This is a genomic window from Chitinophaga arvensicola (genome assembly GCF_900110835.1).
GTDB lineage: Bacteria > Bacteroidota > Bacteroidia > Chitinophagales > Chitinophagaceae > Chitinophaga > Chitinophaga arvensicola.
The window spans coordinates 3,581,598-3,601,022 of sequence record NZ_FOJG01000002.1 but is presented as its reverse complement, the minus strand read 5'-3'; the positions used below and the strand labels follow the sequence as shown (position 1 = coordinate 3,601,022).

Genomic DNA, 19,425 nt, shown 5'->3' with positions numbered 1-19,425 from the left:
AATGGATACCAATACATTTCAACCCAGGACTGATTTTTCTGCATTGCATGAAGGTGTGGAAGCCATCCGGGAACAGATAGGTAAAGTAATTGTAGGACAGCATCAGATGATAGATCTGCTGATTGCAGGTTTGCTGACACAGGGCCATGTACTGATAGAAGGTGTGCCCGGTGTAGCTAAAACGCTGACTGCAAAACTGCTGGCGCAGTGCGTAGACGCCAACTTCAGCCGTATCCAGTTTACCCCCGACCTCATGCCGGCGGATGTATTGGGTACCTCTGTATTTAATCCGCAGACACGTGAATTTGAATATAAGAAAGGACCTGTATTCAGTAACCTCGTACTGATCGATGAAATAAACCGTGCCCCGGCGAAGACCCAGTCCGCGCTGTTTGAGGTGATGGAAGAAAGACAGATCACCAACGATGGTACTACCTGGTCGCTGGATCGCCCGTTTATGGTCATTGCCACCCAGAACCCGATTGAGCAGGAAGGTACCTATCGCCTGCCGGAAGCGCAACTGGACAGGTTCCTGTTTAAAATTGAAGTAAAGTATCCCAACCTGGAAGAAGAAGTAGCAGTACTCCGCAGTATTCATCATTTCAATGGCGAAACTGATCTGACAAAAATGATCAGTAAAGTAATTACTACCACGCAGATCATTGAGTTTCAGAACCTGGTAAGACAGGTAGTAGTAGACGAAAAGCTGTTCCACTATATCGCTGCCATTATCAATGAAACACGCATGAACTCGTCCTTGTACCTGGGTGCTTCGCCGCGTGCATCCATTGCCGTGATGAACTGTGCAAAAGCACTGGCCGCCATGAAGAACAGGGATTTTGTTATTCCGGACGACGTGGTGGAAATGGTGCCGCATGTATTACGTCATCGTATTATGCTGACGCCTGAAAAAGAAATGGAAGGGATCAAAACAGATGACGTAATTGCGCAGATCATCAAGATGATTGAAGTTCCGAGATAGCTATCGCCTGAAAGAAATAAGTATGTCCGCCACTGTAAAGAATAATTTTTTCCAGATACTCTTTTTTACCAACAGGTTTTATTTCCTGCTGGGAGGGAACGTATTGTTGTTTATCATTTCCTTCTTCCTGCCGCATATCTACAATATTGCTATCATCGCTTTTATTGTACTGGTGGGGTTGATGGTATTGGATATGGTGTTGCTGTTACTGCGTCCATCTACCATAGTGTCGATGGAACGTAAGACCAGTAGCCGTTTCAGTAATGGAGACGACAATGAAGTGTTACTGGATTTTCATAGCCGGTATCCTTTTCCGGTGTTTGTATCTGTGATTGATGAAGTACCTTTTCAGTTCCAGGAGCGCAACTTTTTACTGACCGAAAAAGTGCCTGCCGGCGGTGCGCATCAGTTCAGGTATGTACTACGTCCGGTGGAAAGAGGTGTGTACAACTTTGGGTACAGCAATGTATTTATAAAGAGTGCATTGGGAATCATCAGCCGCCGGTTTGTATTTGACAATGAGCAGGCGGTGAGTGTATACCCGAGTTATTTACAGTTGCGGCATTATGAATTGTATTCCTACATGAACCGGCTAAATGAGCTGGGAGTGCATAAACGCCGTGTGATTGGTCATAGTATGGAGTTTGACCACATCAAGCCCTATACGAAAGGGGATGATGTGCGGTTGCTGAACTGGAAAGCTACTGCCCGCAGCGGTAACCTGATGGTGAATAATTTCGTGGAGGAGCGTTCGCAGCAGGTGTATTCGGTCATCGATAAAGGGCGTACCATGAAAATGCCTTTTAACGGTTTGTCGTTGCTGGATTATGCGATCAATGCGTCGCTGGTGTTCAGCAATGTGGCGGTGAATAAAGGCGATAAGGCGGGGCTGGTCACCTTTACAGAAAATAAAGTGGATGTATTACCCGCCAGTAATAAAAAGATACAGGTAAATAAGATACTGGAATCTTTATATGCACAGGAAACGCTCTGGCAGGAAAGTGATTATGAAGCATTGAGTGTACAATTACGCAGCAACTTATCTACCCGTTCCCTGTTGATGTTGTATACGAATTTTGAATCGATGTCGAGTTTGCAGCGGCAATTGCCTTTCCTGCGGAGGCTGGCCCGTTATCACCTGGTGCTGGTGGTGTTTTTTGAGAATACGGAGCTAAAGAAAGTAACGGAGCAAACGGTGTTTGATGTAGAAGGAATTTACAAGCAAACCATCGCGCAGAAGTTTGCCTATGATAAGAAACTGATTGTAAAGGAACTGGCGAAGTATGGTATTATGTCGTTGCTGAGTCCTCCTGAGCAGTTAACCCTGAATGTGGTGAATAAATACCTGGAGTTAAAATCCCGTATGCTGATTTAATTATTGTCTTTTTTTCTTCTTTTTAAAGAGATCATCTGTATTTTTTAAGAGCAGAGAATCTGCGTCTGGTGCTTGTTTCACCGGAAGTACAGAACGAAGGTAAAGCCGTTCGTTGGTTTTGTACCAGGCTTCTACGGTTACATATTTTATCGTATCGTTTTTAGGCAGGAGCAGATCCTGTCCTATTATTTTTCCATCGGAGGCCGCGAATCTTATAGTGGTAGTGTCGAGCGGAAATACTTTTCCGCTGCTGAATTTTCCTTCAATATTTAAGTAGAAACGAATGTCGCGTTTAACGCTGTCGGCGTAATGATTAAAACGTATGCCTACAATATTGGGCAGCTGCAGTGTGGCTGGGAGTGTGGTGTTATCGGGCGTAGTTACGTTGAGTATGATGCGATAATCGTCTTTCACCAGCTGTTGGCGGTTGAAAGTGAGTATCCCATTTTGTACGGAGCCGTTGTTACTGCTGACTTTCAGCTTGTTCCAGCGCAGGTTACCTTCCATCAGGCCGGCGGTTTTCTGGATGGAGCTGTCGCTGTATACGAGTTGCAGACCGAGTGGGGCAGTGTTGTATAGTTCTGTGACCGCATCTGCGTCATAGAAGGCTGTTACGCGTACTACGCGGGCCTGCTGGGCATTTGCCAGCAGGGACATCGTTAATGCAGCGCAGAGCAGGAAGGATTTCAGCATGCGGCTTCGTGTATTTTAGCAAAGGTGCTATTAATTTCTAACGGCCATCTGCCTGGCTACGTATTTACCGAGTACATCAAATTCCAGGTTCACGAGGTGGCCGGGTTTTATTTTTGATACGTTGGTAAACTCGTAGGTGTATGGAATGATGGCTACGGAGAATTCGTCGTTGGTAACATCGAAAACGGTAAGACTGATACCATTCATACAGATGCTGCCTTTTTCCACGATGAGGGCGGCAAATTCGGCCGGGTAGCGGAAGCGGTATAACCAGCTGCCGTTCTGTTCCTGGCTGGAGATGCATTCGCCTACGCTGTCTACGTGTCCCTGCACCAGGTGGCCATCAATGCGACCATTGAACACCATGGCGCGTTCGAGGTTCACGAACTGCGTGGGAGTGAGTTGGCCCAGGTTGGTTTTCTGGAGGGTTTCAGCTACTGCTACGATTTCGTAGGTATTGCCCTCTATATTGGTAACGGTTAAGCAAACGCCGTTATGTGCCACGCTCTGGTCTATTTTCAATTCGGCTGCCAGGGGTGTTTGCATGGTAATCACCAGGTTTCCGCCGTCTTTCCTGGTGGCTACTACTTCTGCTAGTGTTTCTATGATTCCTGTAAACATGGAACGAATTTAAGTAATTTTCTAGACCCGTGGTTTCCAGGGGATTTCATCCACGCCCAGCTTATGTCCTACCCAACGGGCCAGTACAAAGAGGTAATCGCTGAGACGGTTGATATATTTCAGTACCAGTGGTTCAATAAACATTTCCTGTTCCTGCATGCCTACGCATAGCCGTTCAGTGCGGCGGCAAACGCAGCGGGCGATGTGGCAGGTAGATACAGCTACATGTCCACCGGGAAGGATAAACGATTTCATGACCGGAAGTTCTTCGTTCATCTGGTCGATGGCCTTTTCCAGCAGGGTAATATCTGCTTCATGCAGGTCGGGTATTTTCAGTTTGGTTTCCTTGTCGGGGTCGCAGGCGAGGGCGGCACCAACGGTGAAAAGGCGGTCCTGTATTTCGCGGAGCAGGTTTTTGGTGTCGGTATCGGCTATATAGTCATTGACCAGGCCGATATAGGAATTGAGTTCATCTACGGTGCCGTAGGCTTCAATGCGGACATTGCTCTTGGGGACTTTAGTGCCGCCGATGAGCGATGTTTTGCCTTTATCTCCCGTTTTAGTATATATTTTGAAGGACATGGGTATTGGTGTTGTTGAGTTGCAAATTACGAATAACGGCGTTACAGCGGATAAAGGTTATCCAGCTATAACGCCGTTATTTGTAATTAAAATATTTTTTTACAGTGCGGGAGCTTTCTGGTTGATGCGGTCGGATTCGATGACACCGTCGCGGAGACGGATTACCCGTTTCGCATGTTCGGCAATATCTTCTTCATGCGTTACGAGTACTACGGTGTTGCCGGAAGCGTGGATGGCGCCGAAGATATCCATGATTTCCACGGAAGTTTTCGAGTCGAGGTTACCGGTTGGTTCATCTGCGAGGATGAGCGACGGATTGTTGACCAGCGCACGGGCAATGGCCACGCGTTGGCATTGACCACCCGACAGCTCATTGGGCTTATGTTTATAACGTTCGCCCAGGCCTACTTTTTCCAGCATCATGATGGCCCTTTCTGTTCTTTCCTTTTTGTTGATACCGGCATAGATCAGTGGGATGGCCACATTTTCCAGTGCGGTAAGACGTGGCATCAGGTTAAACTGCTGGAATACGAAGCCAATTTCCTTGCCTCTTACGGTGGCGAGGTCATTGTCTTCCATTTTGCTTACATCGTGTCCGCTGAGCACATATTTGCCGGCAGTGGGTGTGTCCAGGCATCCGAGGATATTCATCAGGGTAGACTTTCCGGAGCCGGAGGGGCCCATCAGTGCTACGTATTCGTTTTTGAAAATGTCCAGCGATACGCCTTTGAGTACCGGTAGTTCATTTTTACCGAGAAAATAACTTTTCCTGATTCCTTCCAGGTGAATGACGGACTTTTCCATGTGGGTTATTTCTTTATTATTTTCGGTACTTTAAAGTATTCCTCAGTGGCGGAAGGTGCGTTCTGCAGGGCTTCTTCACGGGTAATAGCCGGTATCACCCTATCTTCCCGAAAAACATTATAATCATCTGTCAGATGAAGTAGTGGTTTTACGTGAGAGGTATCCAGCTCATTCAGTTTTTCCACAAAGGTGATCATCCTTTGCAGGTCTCCGCGTATTTCGATCTTCTCCTGGTCGTTGAATTCAAGCCTGGCCAGATCAGCCAGTTGTTGCACCAGTACGTCGTTCACTTCCATAATCAAATTAAATCAAAAGATAATGAAATATAAATGGTAAATATGATAGTACCTCAAAATTAGGGATAAACGGCCAGAAATTTCTCTTTTCCCCTCCGGGGATCGGGGTTTAGGGTTTTTGTAAGAAACTTTTTACAAAAGAGGGGGGATGGGAACACGCAAACATAAATCCGATTCTTTAAATTGCGCCCTGTTATGGCTACTGAAAAAGAAATTGTGGTAAGCGGCATACGCCCCACCGGTTATTTGCATTTAGGCAATTATTTTGGCGCCATCCGTAATTATATCCGGATGCAGGAAGAGTTTAACTGCTACTTTTTTGTGGCAGACTGGCACTCGCTGACAACCCATCCTGATCCGAAGGATCTTCCGGGGAATGTGATGCGGGTACTGGCAGAAAATATTGCTTCAGGACTTGACCCTGAAAAAGTATCATTGTATGTGCAGAGTGACGTTCCTGAAATTTCAGAACTGTACCTGCTGATGAATATGCTGGCCTATGTGGGTGAGTTGGAGAAAGTTCCTACGTTCAAGGATAAGGTGCGTTTACAACCACAGAACGTGAATGCCGGACTGTTGACTTACCCGGTGCTCATGAGTGTGGATATATTAATCCAGCGCGCGGTAAAAGTGCCGGTAGGTAAGGATCAGGGACAACACCTGGAAATGGCGCGCAATTTTGCACAGCGTTTCAATCACCGTTATGGTGATCTGTTCCCCGAGCCGGAAGCGTTTAACTATGGCGACAGCCTGGTACGCATCCCCAGCCTGGATGGTGCAGGTAAAATGAGTAAGAGTGAGAATGAGCTGGCTACCTTATACCTGGCGGATGAAGACGATAAGATCCTGAACAAGATTAAGAAAGCTAAAACTGATACAGGTTCCGGTGAGCCGGGTTCCCCTGTTCCGGATTCGGTGCAGAACCTGCTGGATCTGATGAAACTGGTATCTGCTGCGGATGTGGTATCTTTCTATGAAGAATCATGGAAAAACACAGGCAGTATCCGTTTTGGCGATATGAAAAAACAACTTGGTGAAGATATGGTGAAATTCATTTCACCGATCCGCGAAAGGTCGAAAGAACTGCAGCGCGATACTGATTATCTGAAGAAAATAATGAAAGCCGGTGCAGAAAAGGCAAGAGCGAATGCGGCACAAACTTTGCAACAGGCGAAAAAACTTATTGGTATAAATTATTATTGAAAAAGTCGCCAACTGTAGCTATTTTCAGTATTAACCACCTCACATCGCATGGCAAAACAGAATAAGATCAAACATATAGCCATCGCCGGAAATATCGGCGCGGGTAAAACAACACTCACAGAAATGTTGTGCCGCCATTATAAGTGGCATGCACAGTATGAAGATGTGGAACACAATCCGTATCTGAACGATTTTTATGAAGATATGCCCCGCTGGTCTTTCAACCTGCAGGTATATTTTCTGAACGGCAGATTGAAACAACTGCTGGAAGTACAGAATGGAAAAGAAACGGTGATTCAGGATCGTACCATTTATGAGGATGCGCATATTTTTGCGCCCAACCTTTATGAAATGGGACTGATGACCAAGCGCGATTTTGATAATTATTTCAACTTCTTCGAAACGCTGAAAAGCATGGTGAAGCCACCGGATCTGCTGATTTATCTTCAGGCTTCCGTACCTACGCTGGTAGCGCAGATCCAGAAAAGAGGAAGGGAATATGAGGAGAATATCCGGTTGGACTACCTGAAACGGCTGAACGAATATTATAACAACTGGATCGAGAAATATAAAGAAGGTCCGTTGCTGATTATCGATATTGATAAAAACAAATTTCCGGAAAGTGATGAAGATCTGGGCGAAATTATTTCCCGTATTGATTCACAGTTGTACGGACTATTTTAATTAAAATTTTTCCGGGAGAAGTAAACCTGTTTATTTCTTCCGTTAATACGGTCACTACATCGCGTGATCCATTGAAAGAGGTGATTTCCTTCCGGGAGATGACCTCTTTTTATTTTCACCTGTTTGTAATTCATTAACACTTGTGTTTTTATCGCGGCATATTTTTGTGATCGCTGGCAGTTGTTAACCCGTTTGTCAGTTGTGTTGTAAACTATTTATAATGGCTTGTAAACAGTGAGCAAGCCGTTTATTTGTTAAACCTTAATCCCGGATGAAACAGTTTTTGTTGACCCTTGTCTCCATGTGGAGCATTGCGTTGTTATCTGCGCAACCATTATTAATACCTGTAGGGAAAAATACGGCTACAGGCAGTTACAGTCGTCATTTTCAGCAGGTCATCTCTGCCTGGGCTAATCCTGCGGGTTTATCCTGTTTGTCTTCTTTTGCAGCCGGTGTTTACACGGAGAACCGTTTTCTGCTAAAGGGTACTTCGCTGTATGCGGCGATGGTAGCTGTTCCTGTTGGGTCGGGCGCCTTCGGTGGCAGCGTAACCCGGCTGGGAAATACAGCCTGGCATCAGCAAAAAGTGAGTGGCGCCTACGGGCGGCAACTGGGGCGGAAAGTAGGAATTGGGATACAGTTTAGCAGCGAAACCACTGCAACGCCGGGGTTTGGAAGCAATAATACAGTGAGTGCGGATGGGGGCTTATTATGGCATATCAGCCGGCAATTACACACCGGGTTACATCTTTACAAATCGGCCGGTATGCCGGTGATATACAGTGGCGGCGCCGGTTTTGAAGCTTCACGTGATTTTCTGCTGACTGGTGAAATAAGGAAAGCAGGAGATATAACTACTGTAAAAGCGGCTGCGTATTATCGTATAGTTCGTGCAATGGCGTTGGAAATGGGTATTGCTTCGGCGCCTTTTTACAACAATGCCGCCGTAATATTCTTCCTGCATGCACTACGCATAGATCTCGCGGTAGGCTTTCATCCGCAGCTGGGAATTACGCCGGCTACTTCACTGATATGGCAGCTTTCCAACAGGCAGGAAGTGGAGTGAGGTGTGGAGTAGCATGACAATGGAACATTAACTGGTTTAATTGCATAGCGTTAGTTTATTGTGATTACATAATGCTGAGTTATTGTGAACAGCAGCAAGTATCCACGCCTGCTGTTGTCCCAAATCATATTTTTTTGGAAATCATCTTTTCAACTTTATCGGATATGGCAACTTTCCGCGTAGCGGTTAGCGGTATACTGTGTTGTTTATGCTGGCTTTGCTGCTGTCAGAAAGCATTGGCCCGTCAGCAGGAAGAATCGCTTCCCGCTGCAATGGAGAACCAACTGGAAAATGAAGCCGCCGGTACAGAAACAGTATCGGAAGATGATGCGCAATGGCAGCATTTATACGCATTGCAGCGGCATAAAATTCAATTGAATACAGCTGATGAAGCAGCATTGCAATCTATCGGTTTACTGACGCCTTTACAGATCAGCCATTTCCTGCGTTATAAAGCCCTACTGGGTGATTTGCTGAGTATTTACGAATTGCAGGCAGTACCGGGTTTTGAACCCGAAGTGATCCGGCGTATCCTGCCTTATGTAACAGTAGGTAACGATCTGGCGCCACATTATACGCTGCGCGATTATGCGCAAAAAGGGGATCATGTATTTCTGCTGCGTTATGGTCGCGTAGGGGAGCAGGTGAAAGGATACCGGCATACCGATACCACCTTGCCGGCGTACCAGGGTAGTCCTGATAAGGTGTTTATGCGTTACCGTTATAGTTTCCCACGCTATATGAGTTGGGGAATAGTGATGGAGAAAGATGCAGGAGAAGCTTTTTTTAAAGGAGCGCAAAAACAGGGTTTTGATTTCTACAGCGCGCATCTTTTTGTAAGAAATTTCCGGAAAATAAAAGCACTGGCTTTTGGCGATTATACCGTGAATCTGGGACAAGGCCTGCTCAACTGGCAAGGGCAGGCGTATGGAAAAGGCGCTGCGGTGATGCAGGTAAAGCGGGAAGGAGAAGTACTGCGGCCCTATACCTCTGCGGGAGAATTTTATTTTTTCAGAGGTGTGGGTATTACATGGCAGCAGCAACGTTGGGAAGTAACCGCATTTGCATCGCAGCGTCGTCAGGACGCCAGCACAGATACACTGATGGATGAAGTAACAGCGGCCAGTATAATTAGCAGCGGTTATCACCGCACAGCATCGGAGGCCGCAAAGCGCGGTGCTATACAGCAAACCAGCACCGGCGGTAATATCCGGTATACTACCTCCCACTGGCAATGGGGAATAAATATCATTCAACACCGTTTTACACCGGTACTGCAAAAAGAAATCAAGCCCTATAATCAGTTTGATTTTAACGGCGCACAGCTCACTGCAACCAGTGTGGACTATGCCGGCAGCTGGAAGAATGTGCATCTGTTTGGAGAGGTAGCTGCCAGTGATAACGGCAAACCGGCTATAGTGCAGGGATTACTCACCAGCGTTGCTCCATCAGTGGATATGGCGGTAGTATACCGGTATTACGACCGGGCGTACCAGTCGCTGTATGCAAAAGGTTTTGGAGATGGATACCGCACCGCCAATGAGCAGGGATTGTATACGGGAATAACGCTGAAACTAAATGCCCGCTGGAAGATGGACGCCTATGCAGATGTTTTTCACTTCCCCTGGCTGAAATATCGCAGCAATGCCCCTTCCGGCGGGAAAGACTTTTTTGTGCAGGCGAGCTATACCCCTAATAAAAAAATGTTGTTCCTGTGGCGATACAACTACCGGCAGGGACAGGAGAATTTAGTTATACCGGAGAATCCGCTTAAAGTACTCACGACAATAACTTCGGCACATCTGCGTTTTCAATGGAATATAAAACTGAACCGGCAGCTGGAAGCCAGAACGAGACTGGAATATAGCCGCTACCAGGCAGCGGGCACAACGCAATCCGGATGGATGATTTACCAGGATGGTCATTATAGTTTTCCAAAGTGGCCGTTAGGAATAAGTGGCAGATTGACATTTTTTCGGACCAGCAGTTATGATAGCCGTATCTATGCTACCGAAAGCAGTGTGTTGTATGAGAATGCAGTATCACAATTGTATGGTCGTGGCTGGCAGTATTATGTACAACTGAAGTGGAAAGTGACTCGTCGTTTTACCTGTCAAACACGTTGGCATCAAACAAGATACCCGGGTGTAATGCAATTTGGTAGCGGGAATGAGCAGATAGCCGGCAATAAAAAAACATTGTATCAATGTCAGTTACTGTATATGCTCACCAGAAAATAATTTTTTATATTCAATTGTTGACTATCAATTTGTTGCGTGGATGAAAATGATAGCCTGTTAAAATAATGTTAAGGAGATGTAACAAGGTTTGCTTTTTTTCTCTAACTTGTGGTTGTCAACCGAAATCTAAATCTAATTTGCTTTATGAGAGAAACCTTTCTGCAAGAAGAAAAGCTTGTGAAGTTGGCCATGAACCCACAACCGCGAAACTGTCACGATTCAAACCAATAAGAGCCTGGATATTTTAGTACGGCATTTTTCGACCTGTAATTTTTTGAAGAACTGAATTGTTAGTCTAATCCGTGTATTTGATTTGTAGCCAACTGTCAGATACAGACAGCTATATTACCGCCTGGAAATGAAAGCTGATTTTTTTCGACATTATTAGTAAGAGATTATACAACCAAAATCTGAATTATGTATGAAAAAAGGTAAATCTCCTTTTACATAGTCGCATAGCCAATATATCCGGCAGTGTGCTGTTATGCTGTTTTTTCCGTAGACGCGGGAACAGGTATGTTTTTGCTTTTTGAGATCGTACTGAATCAGTGCGATAAGGGTGTGCTATGCAAACCGCTAAAGAACATCATCACTTGTGCAAATAAGCCACAGACGCCATCAATAGCGCGGATATCGAACGACCCAATGTATTTCTTCTTCAACCAAAATCTGAAACTTTTATGAAAAAGGGGCTCCTCCTTTTTGCCATGCTAATGGCAATCGCCAGCCTGGCCTGGTCGCAGCAGCGACAGGTGACAGGCACCATCAAGGGAAGCGACGGTAACATCGTTCCGTTCGCCACCGTCCAGATAAAAGGTACATCTTCGGGTACCACTGCCAATAACGATGGGGTATTTACACTCACAGTACCCGGCGCCACTACGGTACTGATTATACGAAGTGTCGGATACAAAACGCAGGAAATTCCCGTGGGTACAAATGCAACGCTGCAGGTGTTACTGACAGCCGATAATAAAAATCTGCAGGAAGTAGTGGTGACCGGTTTGGGACTTACACGTGAAAAGAAAACAGTGGGATATGCTACTACCAATTTTGCAACAGAACAAATTAACCGGGTGGCGCCCGTGAGCATGATGGATGGCTTATCCGGTAAAATTGCCGGTGCAGAAATATCCACTACCAGCGGGGCGCCCGGAGGTTCCAATAAAGTAATTCTTCGTGGCTATTCCTCTTTGCAAGGCAGCAACCAGCCATTGTATATTGTTGATGGAGTGCCTTTAAATAATGATCGTCCCGGCTCTTCCGATATCAAAGGAACCAACCTCACCGGTGGTTACGATTTTGGTAATAATGCGAACGATATTAACCCCAATGATATTGAAGCCATCAGCATTCTGAAAGGTGCTGCTGCTACTGCTATTTATGGCTCCAGGGCAGCGAGCGGCGTAGTATTGATCACCACCAAAAAAGGGAAAAGCGGCCGGTTAAAAGTAGATGTAGCCTCCGCTGCTACTTTTTCAAATGTAGGGATGTTGCCCACTATGCAGGAGAAATTCGGACAGGGATGGGGAGGTACGTTTATCCTCTCTGAGAACGGCAGCTGGGGCCCCCGTTTAACAGGTGAAAACCGCGAATGGGGTGCACCTGTGGACGGTGTGTCTTTAACAAAACCATTTTCGTTTGTAAAAGATAATGTGAAAAATTATTTTACCACCGGCCAGGAATACAACAATAATATTGCCGTGAGCGGTGGCAATGAAACCTCTACTTTCTTCCTCTCTTACGGTAACGTATACAGTGATGGCATCCTGCCTACAGATGCAGATTCATACAAGAGAAATACATTTTCCGCCAGGGCGTCTACCAAATATGGCAGGTTCTCTGCAGCCGCGTCTTTTAACTTTGTGAATAAAAATGCAAAAGCAGTGTCTACCCGTAGTGAATCCGGACTCGGTTCTTCCTTATTTGAAGATGTGATCCAGATTCCGGTAGACATCGATATTTCGCAGTTTAAGGATTATAAGAACAAATATTACAACGTAGACAATTACTTCACACCCTATGCAGAGAACCCATACTATTCCCTGTATGAAAATGGTAACAACCTGAAAAGTAACAGGATCTTCGGTAACATAGATCTGAAGTACGGCTTCACCGATTGGCTGAACCTGGAATGGCGCATCGGTGCAGACGTTACGAACAGTCAGTCGAAAACTTACAAGGCTAAAAACAGACCATCACTGGGCAGCTGGAATGACGGTAACAATGTGGAAGGCTCACAACGTGCAGAGGACGTGGGTTATGTGAGAGAATACAGCGATTACAGAGGTGAGTTTAACTCTGATCTGTTACTCACGGCAAATAAAAAACTCAGTTCAGATTTCAGCATCGATGGATTGGTAGGTTTTAACGTCAATCAACGTGAAGGAAAATTATTCAGTTCTGCCGTGAAAGGGCTTGCTATTCCAGGGTTCTACGTGATCTCCAATTCACCTAATACCCCGGTATCACAAACACAGGAATTCAGGCGCCGGATCTATGGATTATATGCACAGGCTACACTGGGTTTCCGGGAATATTTGTTCCTGACAGTGAATGCGCGTAATGACTGGTCTTCTACCTTGCCGGAAAAAAACAACAGCTATTTCTATCCTGCCGTCAATGCTGCGTTTATCTTATCTGAGGCGCTGAAGCTGGATGAACGCGGCGTATCTTATGCGAAACTGCGCGCCAGCTGGGGAAAAACAGGTAACGATGCGGGTCCCTATCTCACGAAAACAACCTTATCCACTGGCCAGATTATAGATCTTCCTTTTGGTACACTGGATTTTCCTTTTAATGGTATTCCGGGTTATACCGTAGGCGACAATATCGGTAATCCTGAACTCGGACCGGAGCTAAGTAATGAATATGAATTTGGTGGTGAAGTAAAATTCCTGCGCAACCGCCTGGGGTTTGATGTGGCTTTTTATAATAAGCTGACCAAAGGACAAATTCTTGCAGTTCCTACTACGCCCAGTTCCGGCTATTCCAGTATCACGCAGAACTTTGGTAAGGTGAGAAATAAAGGAATAGAATTATCTGTAAATATTGTGCCGGTAGAAACCAAAGATTTTAACTGGACCCTCAACTACACCTTCGCACGGAACCGCAATACGGTAGAGGAATTGCCTTCAGGCCTGGATCAGATCGTACTTAATTTCGCCTATGAGGCAAAATTCGTTGCCCGTAAAGGAGATCCGCTGGGTGTATTCTATGCGCCTATACCCGCTACCACCGCTGATGGAAAAACAATTGTAGATGCCACCGGCCTGCCAAAGGCTGCCGATGCAGATGGCTATTACGGTACCTCTCAGCGCGATTTTATCATGGGATTGGTAAACAGTTTCCGGTATAAAGACTTCACACTGGGCTTCTCTATCGATTGGAGGAAAGGTGGCGTATTCTATTCCGGTACCTCAGACCTGGTTTACTTTGTAGGTAACGCTTTGCAATCTACCTATAACGACAGAAGGGCTTTTGTGGTACCTAATTCTGTGATGCAGATCGGCACCGATAACCAGGCTAAACCCATCTACGGAGAAAATACGATTCCGCTGACCGACTACAACTACGATGCTTACTGGTATCCCACCACGAATAAAGGAAGCGCCTATCAGCAGCGTATCATCGATAAAACTTTCCTGAAACTGCGTGATATCACGCTTTCTTATAGCCTGCCGGTATCTGCAGCAAGGAAAATTGCGGCAAGCAATCTGTTGCTGACGGTTTTTGCACGCAACCTGTTTGTGTGGACACCGGAGGGAAATACTTTTATTGATCCCGAAGTATCCAACTATGGTAATGATCTGAACAGTGAGCTAGGCGAATTCAGAACGATGCCTACCACAAAATCTTATGGTGTGTCACTGAAAGTGTCCTTCTAATCTATTAAATGCTGATCTCATGAAAAAGTTCAATTATCAATATATCCTGCTCCTGGTGTTGGTGGCGCTGCTGGGAACATCCTGCAAAAAGAACCTGGATATTAACAACGATCCCAATAATCCACCACTGGACAAAGCCACACCTTATGTATTGTTTCCACCGGCCGTGTTATCTACGGTATCGAGCATAGGTACAGACGGCGCCATCATTGGTGGCATCTGGGCACAGTACTGGACACAGAGTAATGCCTCTAACCAGTACAAAACCATTGATGCCTATAACATTCAACGTGCGGATTACAATGCTTTGTATACCCAGTTATTTTCAGGCGCCTTACAGGATTACAGCCTGATGCTTCAACTATGCGATAGCCTGCACGATAATAATTTCGGTTTGATGGGTACCGTGATGAAAGCTTATTCTTACCAGGTATTGGTAGATCTGTACGACCAGGTGCCTTATAAGGAAGCATTTGGAGGCTTGAATCAATTGCAGCCAAAGTTCGACAGGGGCGATAGTATTTATTCCTGGCTGTTGCGGGATCTGGATATTGCCCTCTCAAAAGATCTGACTGTGACGATCCTGGATGAAGATAAAGCACAGGACATCGTTTACAAGGGAGATATGGATAAATGGGTAAAGTTTGCGAACTCATTGAAATTAAAGATGTACCTGCGGATGATTAACGTAAATCCTGCATTGGCAAAGGAAAAGATCATGGAGATGATGAACAGCGGCGCTCCGTTCCTCACCGATGAAAAGGCAGCATTGAGTGATTTTAAAGATGCACCGGGTCAGGATAATCCGTTGTATGAATCTAATATCCGGAGTCTGAATACAACCACGAATATCCGGGCGAGCTATACGATGCTGTCCTGGCTGACGCAGCATAATGATCCCCGGCTGAAAAAGATTTTCCGTGCTCCGGGTGCGGCCGGTGGTGTTTATTATGGAATTAACCAGGGAGATTATACCAGTTTGTCAGCTACTTACAATGTATCGGCTATTTACCGGCAAACAGCCATAGATACAGCTTATCTGTTGTCGAGGGCGGAAGCCAATTTTATGCTGGCAGAAGCAGAGGAGCGCTATTATGGTGGAGCAAATGCCAAAGCATACTATGATGCCGGCGTTACCGCGGCGTTTCAGCAGTATGGGCTGGATGCTACGCCTTATCTCCAGGCCGACAGCGTATATGCCTATCCTGCAGGTGGCACTTTTGCACAGAAGCTGGAAGCTATTATTATGCAGAAATGGGCTTCTTTTCCCGGTACACACGCCCTGGAAGGCTTCCTGGAGCAGAACCGCACCGGTTATCCTAAATACAGCCCGGTGTATTCTACGGAAGATTCCTATATCCCCGGCCAGTTGGTGTATTCCCGCAACGGGGTAACCGGCGCCGGTAAATTCCCTAAACGACTGGTATTCCCGGATGTGGAAAGGAGCAGAAATTCCAATACTCCTGCAGAAGTACCCATTTATCAAAAAGTTTGGTGGGCCTTATAATGTTAACGGACTAAAATAATTATCATGAGAACAATAATAAATAAGCAATATATGACGGGATGGCTGCTGGTGGCGGCCCTGCTGTTTTCTTCCTGTAAAAAGGAATTACCGGAGGTAAAGAATACGCAGGTGATGAAAATGTCTGGTACCTGGTGGGTGACGATGACCTTGAACGGAGCGCCACAGCTGGATGGCGACCATGTACAGATCAACACCTTCAACACTGCGGCGGATGATGGTAAGCAGTTGTGGCTGCAGGATGCCGGACTGGGATTTGATTTTCAGTCGAAGGTAGAAGTGAATCTGTCCGATTTCACGTTTAATGCAACGAATGCCAAAGACCAGAATAGCGACGCTACCGTGACGATCACCGGCGGCAAAATCTTCCCGGATGGGGGAAAGTCGAAAGGAGGGCATGTAACAGACAGTATTTACATGGAGCTGCAAATATCTTCTGATCCCGGTAAGAAGTACGTAGTGGCGGGTATCCTGCGTACCAAGTTCGACGAAGACGACTATTAATCCTGGTTAATCCGCTGTTTATAAAAAAAAGAGGGCTCAATTGAGCCCTCTTTTTCTATTTTTGTACGGCTAAATCATACAACATGGAAAATCAGCAGGAAGAACAGCATCAGCTTAATATAGAGTTGAATGAAGAAATCGCCGAGGGACAGTACGCTAATCTCGCTATCATTACTCATTCCAACGCCGAGTTTGTGGTGGACTTTGTGAATGTGATGCCCGGTCTGCCAAAGGCGAAGGTAAAATCCCGCATTATACTGACACCGCAGCATGCAAAGCGTTTTATGAAGGCCATGCTGGATAATATTAAGAAATACGAATCTGTACACGGCCCGATCCAGGATCAGGAGCAGGTATCTGTACCATTGAATTTTGGTGGACCCACCGCTCAGGCCTAACTTGTTGACAGATGGAACATATTTTTTCTTATCATCATTTGAGAGAATTTACCAGGGAAGTATTTATCCACATGGGTTGTAGCCTGGAACATGCAGCCCTGGCCAGTGAAGTACTGGTGTCGGCAGATTTGAGGGGTATCGACTCCCATGGAATAGCCCGCTTATCGGGCTATGTTCGTTTATGGGAGGCAAAGCGCATCAATACTAAACCCAACATCAGGATTGTGCATGAAACACCCAGCACCGCCGTTATTGACGGAGATGCCGGTCTGGGCCTGGTAGTAGCGCCATTTGCCATGGAAATAGCCATGCAGAAAGCAGCAGCAGTAGGTACCGGCTGGGTGAGCGTGAAAAACTCCAACCATTTTGGTATTGCCGGCTATCACGCCATGAAAGCCCTGAACCAGGATATGATCGGAATGGCCATGACGAATGCCAGTCCGCTGGTAGCGCCTACTTTTTCCACGGAACGCATGCTGGGTACCAATCCTATTGCAGTAGCGATTCCCGCAAAAGAACAGCCCGCCTTTGTAGCCGATTTTGCTACTACCACAGCGGCAAACGGCAAACTGGAAATCCTGCAACGCAAAAATGAGGAAGCCCCTTACGGGTGGATTCAGGATAAAACAGGGCACCCGAGTAACAATCCCCATGAACTCAAGGATGGCGGAGCTTTACTGCCGCTGGGAGGCGACCGCGAACACGGAAGCCACAAAGGGTATTGTTTGGGAGCAATTGTTGATATATTTTCGGCCGTTCTTTCAGGTGCCAATTACGGCCCGTGGGCACCTCCGTTTGTGAGCTTTCTGCCCCTGGCGCCGGATCCGGTAGGAGAAGGATTAGGACACTTTTTGGGCGCCATGCGTGTAGACGCATTCCGGCCGGCAGAGGAGTTCAAATCAAATATGGATACCTGGATCAATCGCTTCCGCGCAGCCGAGCCGGTAGCAGGAAAAAAAGTATTGATTCCCGGAGATCCGGAAAGAGAAATGCAACAGGAGCGGCTGGAAAAGGGAATTCCTGTAATTGCCCCGGTGGTAAAGGATATGAAAGAAGTAGCCGCTAAATTTAATTTGAATTTTTAAATCACCATCATTCATAAAAAAACGCCGGAAATAAGGCCTATGCCAGGTTTCAGGTAGCTAAGCAAAAATAAACATTCAGATGAAAGTGTTAAAATTTGGTGGAACCTCCGTGGGAAAACCAGAGCGTATGCAGTCGGTATCGCAACTGATCACAGCAGATAATGATCAGAAAATTGTGGTGTTGTCTGCACTGTCAGGCACCACAAATTCCCTCGTGGAAATCAGTCAGTCTCTGTCAGAAGGTAAGAAGGAACAGGCTAAACAGCAGATAGATAAGCTGGAAAGCCACTACCGGACCTTTTGCGATGAACTGGTGAAGAAGGAAGCCGGCCGCGCAAATGCCAAGGCGATTGTTGATGAACACTTCGAATTTCTGAATATCATCCTGAAGATATCTTTCAACGAAGCACTGAATAAAGATATACTGGCACAGGGCGAATTATTGTCTACCCGCCTTTTCTGCGTTTATCTCGAAGAAGCTGGTATCCCCGCAGTGCTCCTGCCTGCACTGGATTTCATGAGCATCGATGAATACGAAGAACCGGAAATTCCAAAGATCAAGATTAAACTGGCCAACCTTATCAGCCAGCATAAAGATCAGTATATCTTTATCACCCAGGGATATATCTGCCGTAATGCAAGGGGAGAAGTGGATAACCTGAAACGTGGTGGCAGCGACTATTCTGCTTCCCTGATCGGCGCCGCTATCCAGGCAGATGAAGTACAGATCTGGACAGATATCGATGGTATGCACAATAATGATCCCCGTGTAGTGAAAAAGACGTTCCCGATTGAGCAATTGTCTTTTGATGAAGCAGCAGAACTGGCATACTTTGGTGCGAAAATCCTCCATCCCGCTTCTATTTGGCCTGCACAACATTTCAATATCCCTGTAAAGCTGCTCAATACCATGCAGCCGGAAGCCAAAGGTACCATCATCACCGAAATGCCCAATGGCAACGGCGTAAAGGCAATTGCAGCCAAAGACGGTATCATCGCTATCAAGATCAAGTCGAGCCGTATGCTGCTGGCCTATGGCTTCCTGCGTAAAATCTTTGAAATATTCGAAAAGTACCGTACGCCGATCGATATGATCACTACTTCTGAAGTAGCCGTATCTGTTACGATCGATAGCCAGCAGTACCTCGATCAGATCCTAAAAGAATTACAACCATTCGGTACCGTAGAACTGGATTATCACCAAACGATCGTTTCCATCGTAGGAAACGAAGTAGCGGCAACTCCGTCTATCATCACCAAATTATTTGATGCCATGGAAGAAATTCCTTTGCGCATGATTTCTTATGGTGGCAGCCGTCATAATATCTCTATCCTGATCAATGGTCAGTTTAAAGAAAGAACCCTGCAAGTACTGAACAAAGGATTGTTTGGCCTGGAATAGGCTAACAATTTACTTCATAGAAAAGCCGGCTCAAAAGGAGCCGGCTTTTTTCGTTTTCTCCTAAAACGTGTGTTAATT

Annotated in this window: 17 protein-coding genes; 12 read left to right on the top strand and 5 right to left on the bottom strand. The window is 46.0% G+C overall.

Going from position 1 to position 19,425, the window contains the following annotated elements; translation table 11 throughout:
- Position 1 precedes the first annotated feature (1 nt).
- Both BMW79_RS31545 and BMW79_RS31540 read left to right on the top strand, forming a co-directional pair.
- A complete protein-coding gene (locus BMW79_RS31545; protein WP_089903044.1) occupies positions 2–982 on the top strand; it encodes an AAA family ATPase in 981 nt (326 codons plus the stop codon).
- A gap of 22 nt (positions 983–1,004) precedes the next feature.
- Positions 1,005–2,357, top strand: coding sequence for a DUF58 domain-containing protein (locus BMW79_RS31540; protein ID WP_089903041.1), 1,353 nt, complete (start codon positions 1,005–1,007; stop codon positions 2,355–2,357).
- Here BMW79_RS31540 and BMW79_RS31535 read toward each other — a convergent pair whose 3' ends face one another.
- The 5 genes from BMW79_RS31535 to gatC form a co-directional block, all read right to left on the bottom strand.
- Positions 2,358–3,050: a hypothetical protein gene (locus BMW79_RS31535; protein ID WP_089903038.1), complete on the bottom strand. Its 693-nt coding sequence runs from the start codon at positions 3,048–3,050 to the stop codon at positions 2,358–2,360.
- Positions 3,051–3,080: 30 nt separating this feature from the next.
- The gene (locus BMW79_RS31530) at positions 3,081–3,671 is read right to left on the bottom strand and encodes a riboflavin synthase (protein WP_089903035.1); all 591 of its coding nucleotides are present in this window, start codon (positions 3,669–3,671) and stop codon (positions 3,081–3,083) included.
- A 21-nt stretch (positions 3,672–3,692) separates the two neighbouring features.
- Positions 3,693–4,253, bottom strand: coding sequence for a cob(I)yrinic acid a,c-diamide adenosyltransferase (locus tag BMW79_RS31525; protein ID WP_089903032.1), 561 nt, complete (start codon positions 4,251–4,253; stop codon positions 3,693–3,695).
- A gap of 99 nt (positions 4,254–4,352) precedes the next feature.
- Complete coding sequence (locus BMW79_RS31520; RefSeq protein ID WP_089903029.1) at positions 4,353–5,057, bottom strand: ABC transporter ATP-binding protein; 705 nt, start codon at positions 5,055–5,057, stop codon at positions 4,353–4,355.
- 5 nt (positions 5,058–5,062) lie between these two features.
- Positions 5,063–5,353, bottom strand: a complete 291-nt coding sequence (gatC, locus tag BMW79_RS31515; protein WP_089903026.1) for an Asp-tRNA(Asn)/Glu-tRNA(Gln) amidotransferase subunit GatC — start codon at positions 5,351–5,353, stop codon at positions 5,063–5,065.
- A 195-nt stretch (positions 5,354–5,548) separates the two neighbouring features.
- Between gatC and trpS the strand changes: the two genes are divergently transcribed.
- From trpS to BMW79_RS31465, 10 genes are all read left to right on the top strand, one after another.
- The gene (gene trpS / locus BMW79_RS31510; RefSeq protein ID WP_089903023.1) at positions 5,549–6,556 is read left to right on the top strand and encodes a tryptophan--tRNA ligase; all 1,008 of its coding nucleotides are present in this window, start codon (positions 5,549–5,551) and stop codon (positions 6,554–6,556) included.
- 48 nt (positions 6,557–6,604) lie between these two features.
- Positions 6,605–7,240: a deoxynucleoside kinase gene (locus BMW79_RS31505; protein ID WP_089903020.1), complete on the top strand. Its 636-nt coding sequence runs from the start codon at positions 6,605–6,607 to the stop codon at positions 7,238–7,240.
- 271 nt (positions 7,241–7,511) lie between these two features.
- Positions 7,512–8,306: a hypothetical protein gene (locus BMW79_RS31500; protein WP_089903018.1), complete on the top strand. Its 795-nt coding sequence runs from the start codon at positions 7,512–7,514 to the stop codon at positions 8,304–8,306.
- 164 nt (positions 8,307–8,470) lie between these two features.
- Entirely contained in the window at positions 8,471–10,546 is a 2,076-nt protein-coding gene (locus BMW79_RS31495; RefSeq protein ID WP_177192412.1) for a ComEA family DNA-binding protein, read from the top strand.
- Positions 10,547–11,226: 680 nt separating this feature from the next.
- Positions 11,227–14,433 carry a SusC/RagA family TonB-linked outer membrane protein gene (locus BMW79_RS31490; protein ID WP_089903011.1) on the top strand — a complete coding sequence of 1,069 codons (3,207 nt, stop codon included), beginning with the start codon at positions 11,227–11,229 and terminating at the stop codon, positions 14,431–14,433.
- A 19-nt stretch (positions 14,434–14,452) separates the two neighbouring features.
- Complete coding sequence (locus tag BMW79_RS31485; protein ID WP_089903007.1) at positions 14,453–15,940, top strand: SusD/RagB family nutrient-binding outer membrane lipoprotein; 1,488 nt, start codon at positions 14,453–14,455, stop codon at positions 15,938–15,940.
- Between the two features lie 24 nt (positions 15,941–15,964).
- Positions 15,965–16,462, top strand: a complete 498-nt coding sequence (locus tag BMW79_RS31480) for a lipid-binding protein (RefSeq protein ID WP_089903003.1) — start codon at positions 15,965–15,967, stop codon at positions 16,460–16,462.
- A gap of 83 nt (positions 16,463–16,545) precedes the next feature.
- On the top strand, positions 16,546–16,860 hold the full coding sequence (locus BMW79_RS31475; RefSeq protein WP_089903000.1) for a DUF3467 domain-containing protein: 315 nt from the start codon (positions 16,546–16,548) through the stop codon (positions 16,858–16,860).
- 11 nt (positions 16,861–16,871) lie between these two features.
- Positions 16,872–17,945, top strand: coding sequence for an Ldh family oxidoreductase (locus BMW79_RS31470; RefSeq protein WP_089902997.1), 1,074 nt, complete (start codon positions 16,872–16,874; stop codon positions 17,943–17,945).
- Between the two features lie 79 nt (positions 17,946–18,024).
- The gene (locus tag BMW79_RS31465; protein WP_089902994.1) at positions 18,025–19,347 is read left to right on the top strand and encodes an aspartate kinase; all 1,323 of its coding nucleotides are present in this window, start codon (positions 18,025–18,027) and stop codon (positions 19,345–19,347) included.
- The last annotated feature ends 78 nt before the right edge of the window (positions 19,348–19,425 follow it).

What these genes read in the sequence shown, in the direction of transcription:
- BMW79_RS31545 (WP_089903044.1), top strand. Translation starts at nt 2, where the DNA reads ATGGATACCAATACATTTCAACCCAGGACTGATTTTTCTGCATTGCAT.
- BMW79_RS31540 (WP_089903041.1), top strand. Translation starts at nt 1,005, where the DNA reads ATGTCCGCCACTGTAAAGAATAATTTTTTCCAGATACTCTTTTTTACC.
- BMW79_RS31535 (WP_089903038.1), bottom strand. Translation starts at nt 3,050, where the DNA reads ATGCTGAAATCCTTCCTGCTCTGCGCTGCATTAACGATGTCCCTGCTG.
- BMW79_RS31530 (WP_089903035.1), bottom strand. Translation starts at nt 3,671, where the DNA reads ATGTTTACAGGAATCATAGAAACACTAGCAGAAGTAGTAGCCACCAGG.
- BMW79_RS31525 (WP_089903032.1), bottom strand. Translation starts at nt 4,253, where the DNA reads ATGTCCTTCAAAATATATACTAAAACGGGAGATAAAGGCAAAACATCG.
- BMW79_RS31520 (WP_089903029.1), bottom strand. Translation starts at nt 5,057, where the DNA reads ATGGAAAAGTCCGTCATTCACCTGGAAGGAATCAGGAAAAGTTATTTT.
- gatC (WP_089903026.1), bottom strand. Translation starts at nt 5,353, where the DNA reads ATGGAAGTGAACGACGTACTGGTGCAACAACTGGCTGATCTGGCCAGG.
- trpS (WP_089903023.1), top strand. Translation starts at nt 5,549, where the DNA reads ATGGCTACTGAAAAAGAAATTGTGGTAAGCGGCATACGCCCCACCGGT.
- BMW79_RS31505 (WP_089903020.1), top strand. Translation starts at nt 6,605, where the DNA reads ATGGCAAAACAGAATAAGATCAAACATATAGCCATCGCCGGAAATATC.
- BMW79_RS31500 (WP_089903018.1), top strand. Translation starts at nt 7,512, where the DNA reads ATGAAACAGTTTTTGTTGACCCTTGTCTCCATGTGGAGCATTGCGTTG.
- BMW79_RS31495 (WP_177192412.1), top strand. Translation starts at nt 8,471, where the DNA reads ATGGCAACTTTCCGCGTAGCGGTTAGCGGTATACTGTGTTGTTTATGC.
- BMW79_RS31490 (WP_089903011.1), top strand. Translation starts at nt 11,227, where the DNA reads ATGAAAAAGGGGCTCCTCCTTTTTGCCATGCTAATGGCAATCGCCAGC.
- BMW79_RS31485 (WP_089903007.1), top strand. Translation starts at nt 14,453, where the DNA reads ATGAAAAAGTTCAATTATCAATATATCCTGCTCCTGGTGTTGGTGGCG.
- BMW79_RS31480 (WP_089903003.1), top strand. Translation starts at nt 15,965, where the DNA reads ATGAGAACAATAATAAATAAGCAATATATGACGGGATGGCTGCTGGTG.
- BMW79_RS31475 (WP_089903000.1), top strand. Translation starts at nt 16,546, where the DNA reads ATGGAAAATCAGCAGGAAGAACAGCATCAGCTTAATATAGAGTTGAAT.
- BMW79_RS31470 (WP_089902997.1), top strand. Translation starts at nt 16,872, where the DNA reads ATGGAACATATTTTTTCTTATCATCATTTGAGAGAATTTACCAGGGAA.
- BMW79_RS31465 (WP_089902994.1), top strand. Translation starts at nt 18,025, where the DNA reads ATGAAAGTGTTAAAATTTGGTGGAACCTCCGTGGGAAAACCAGAGCGT.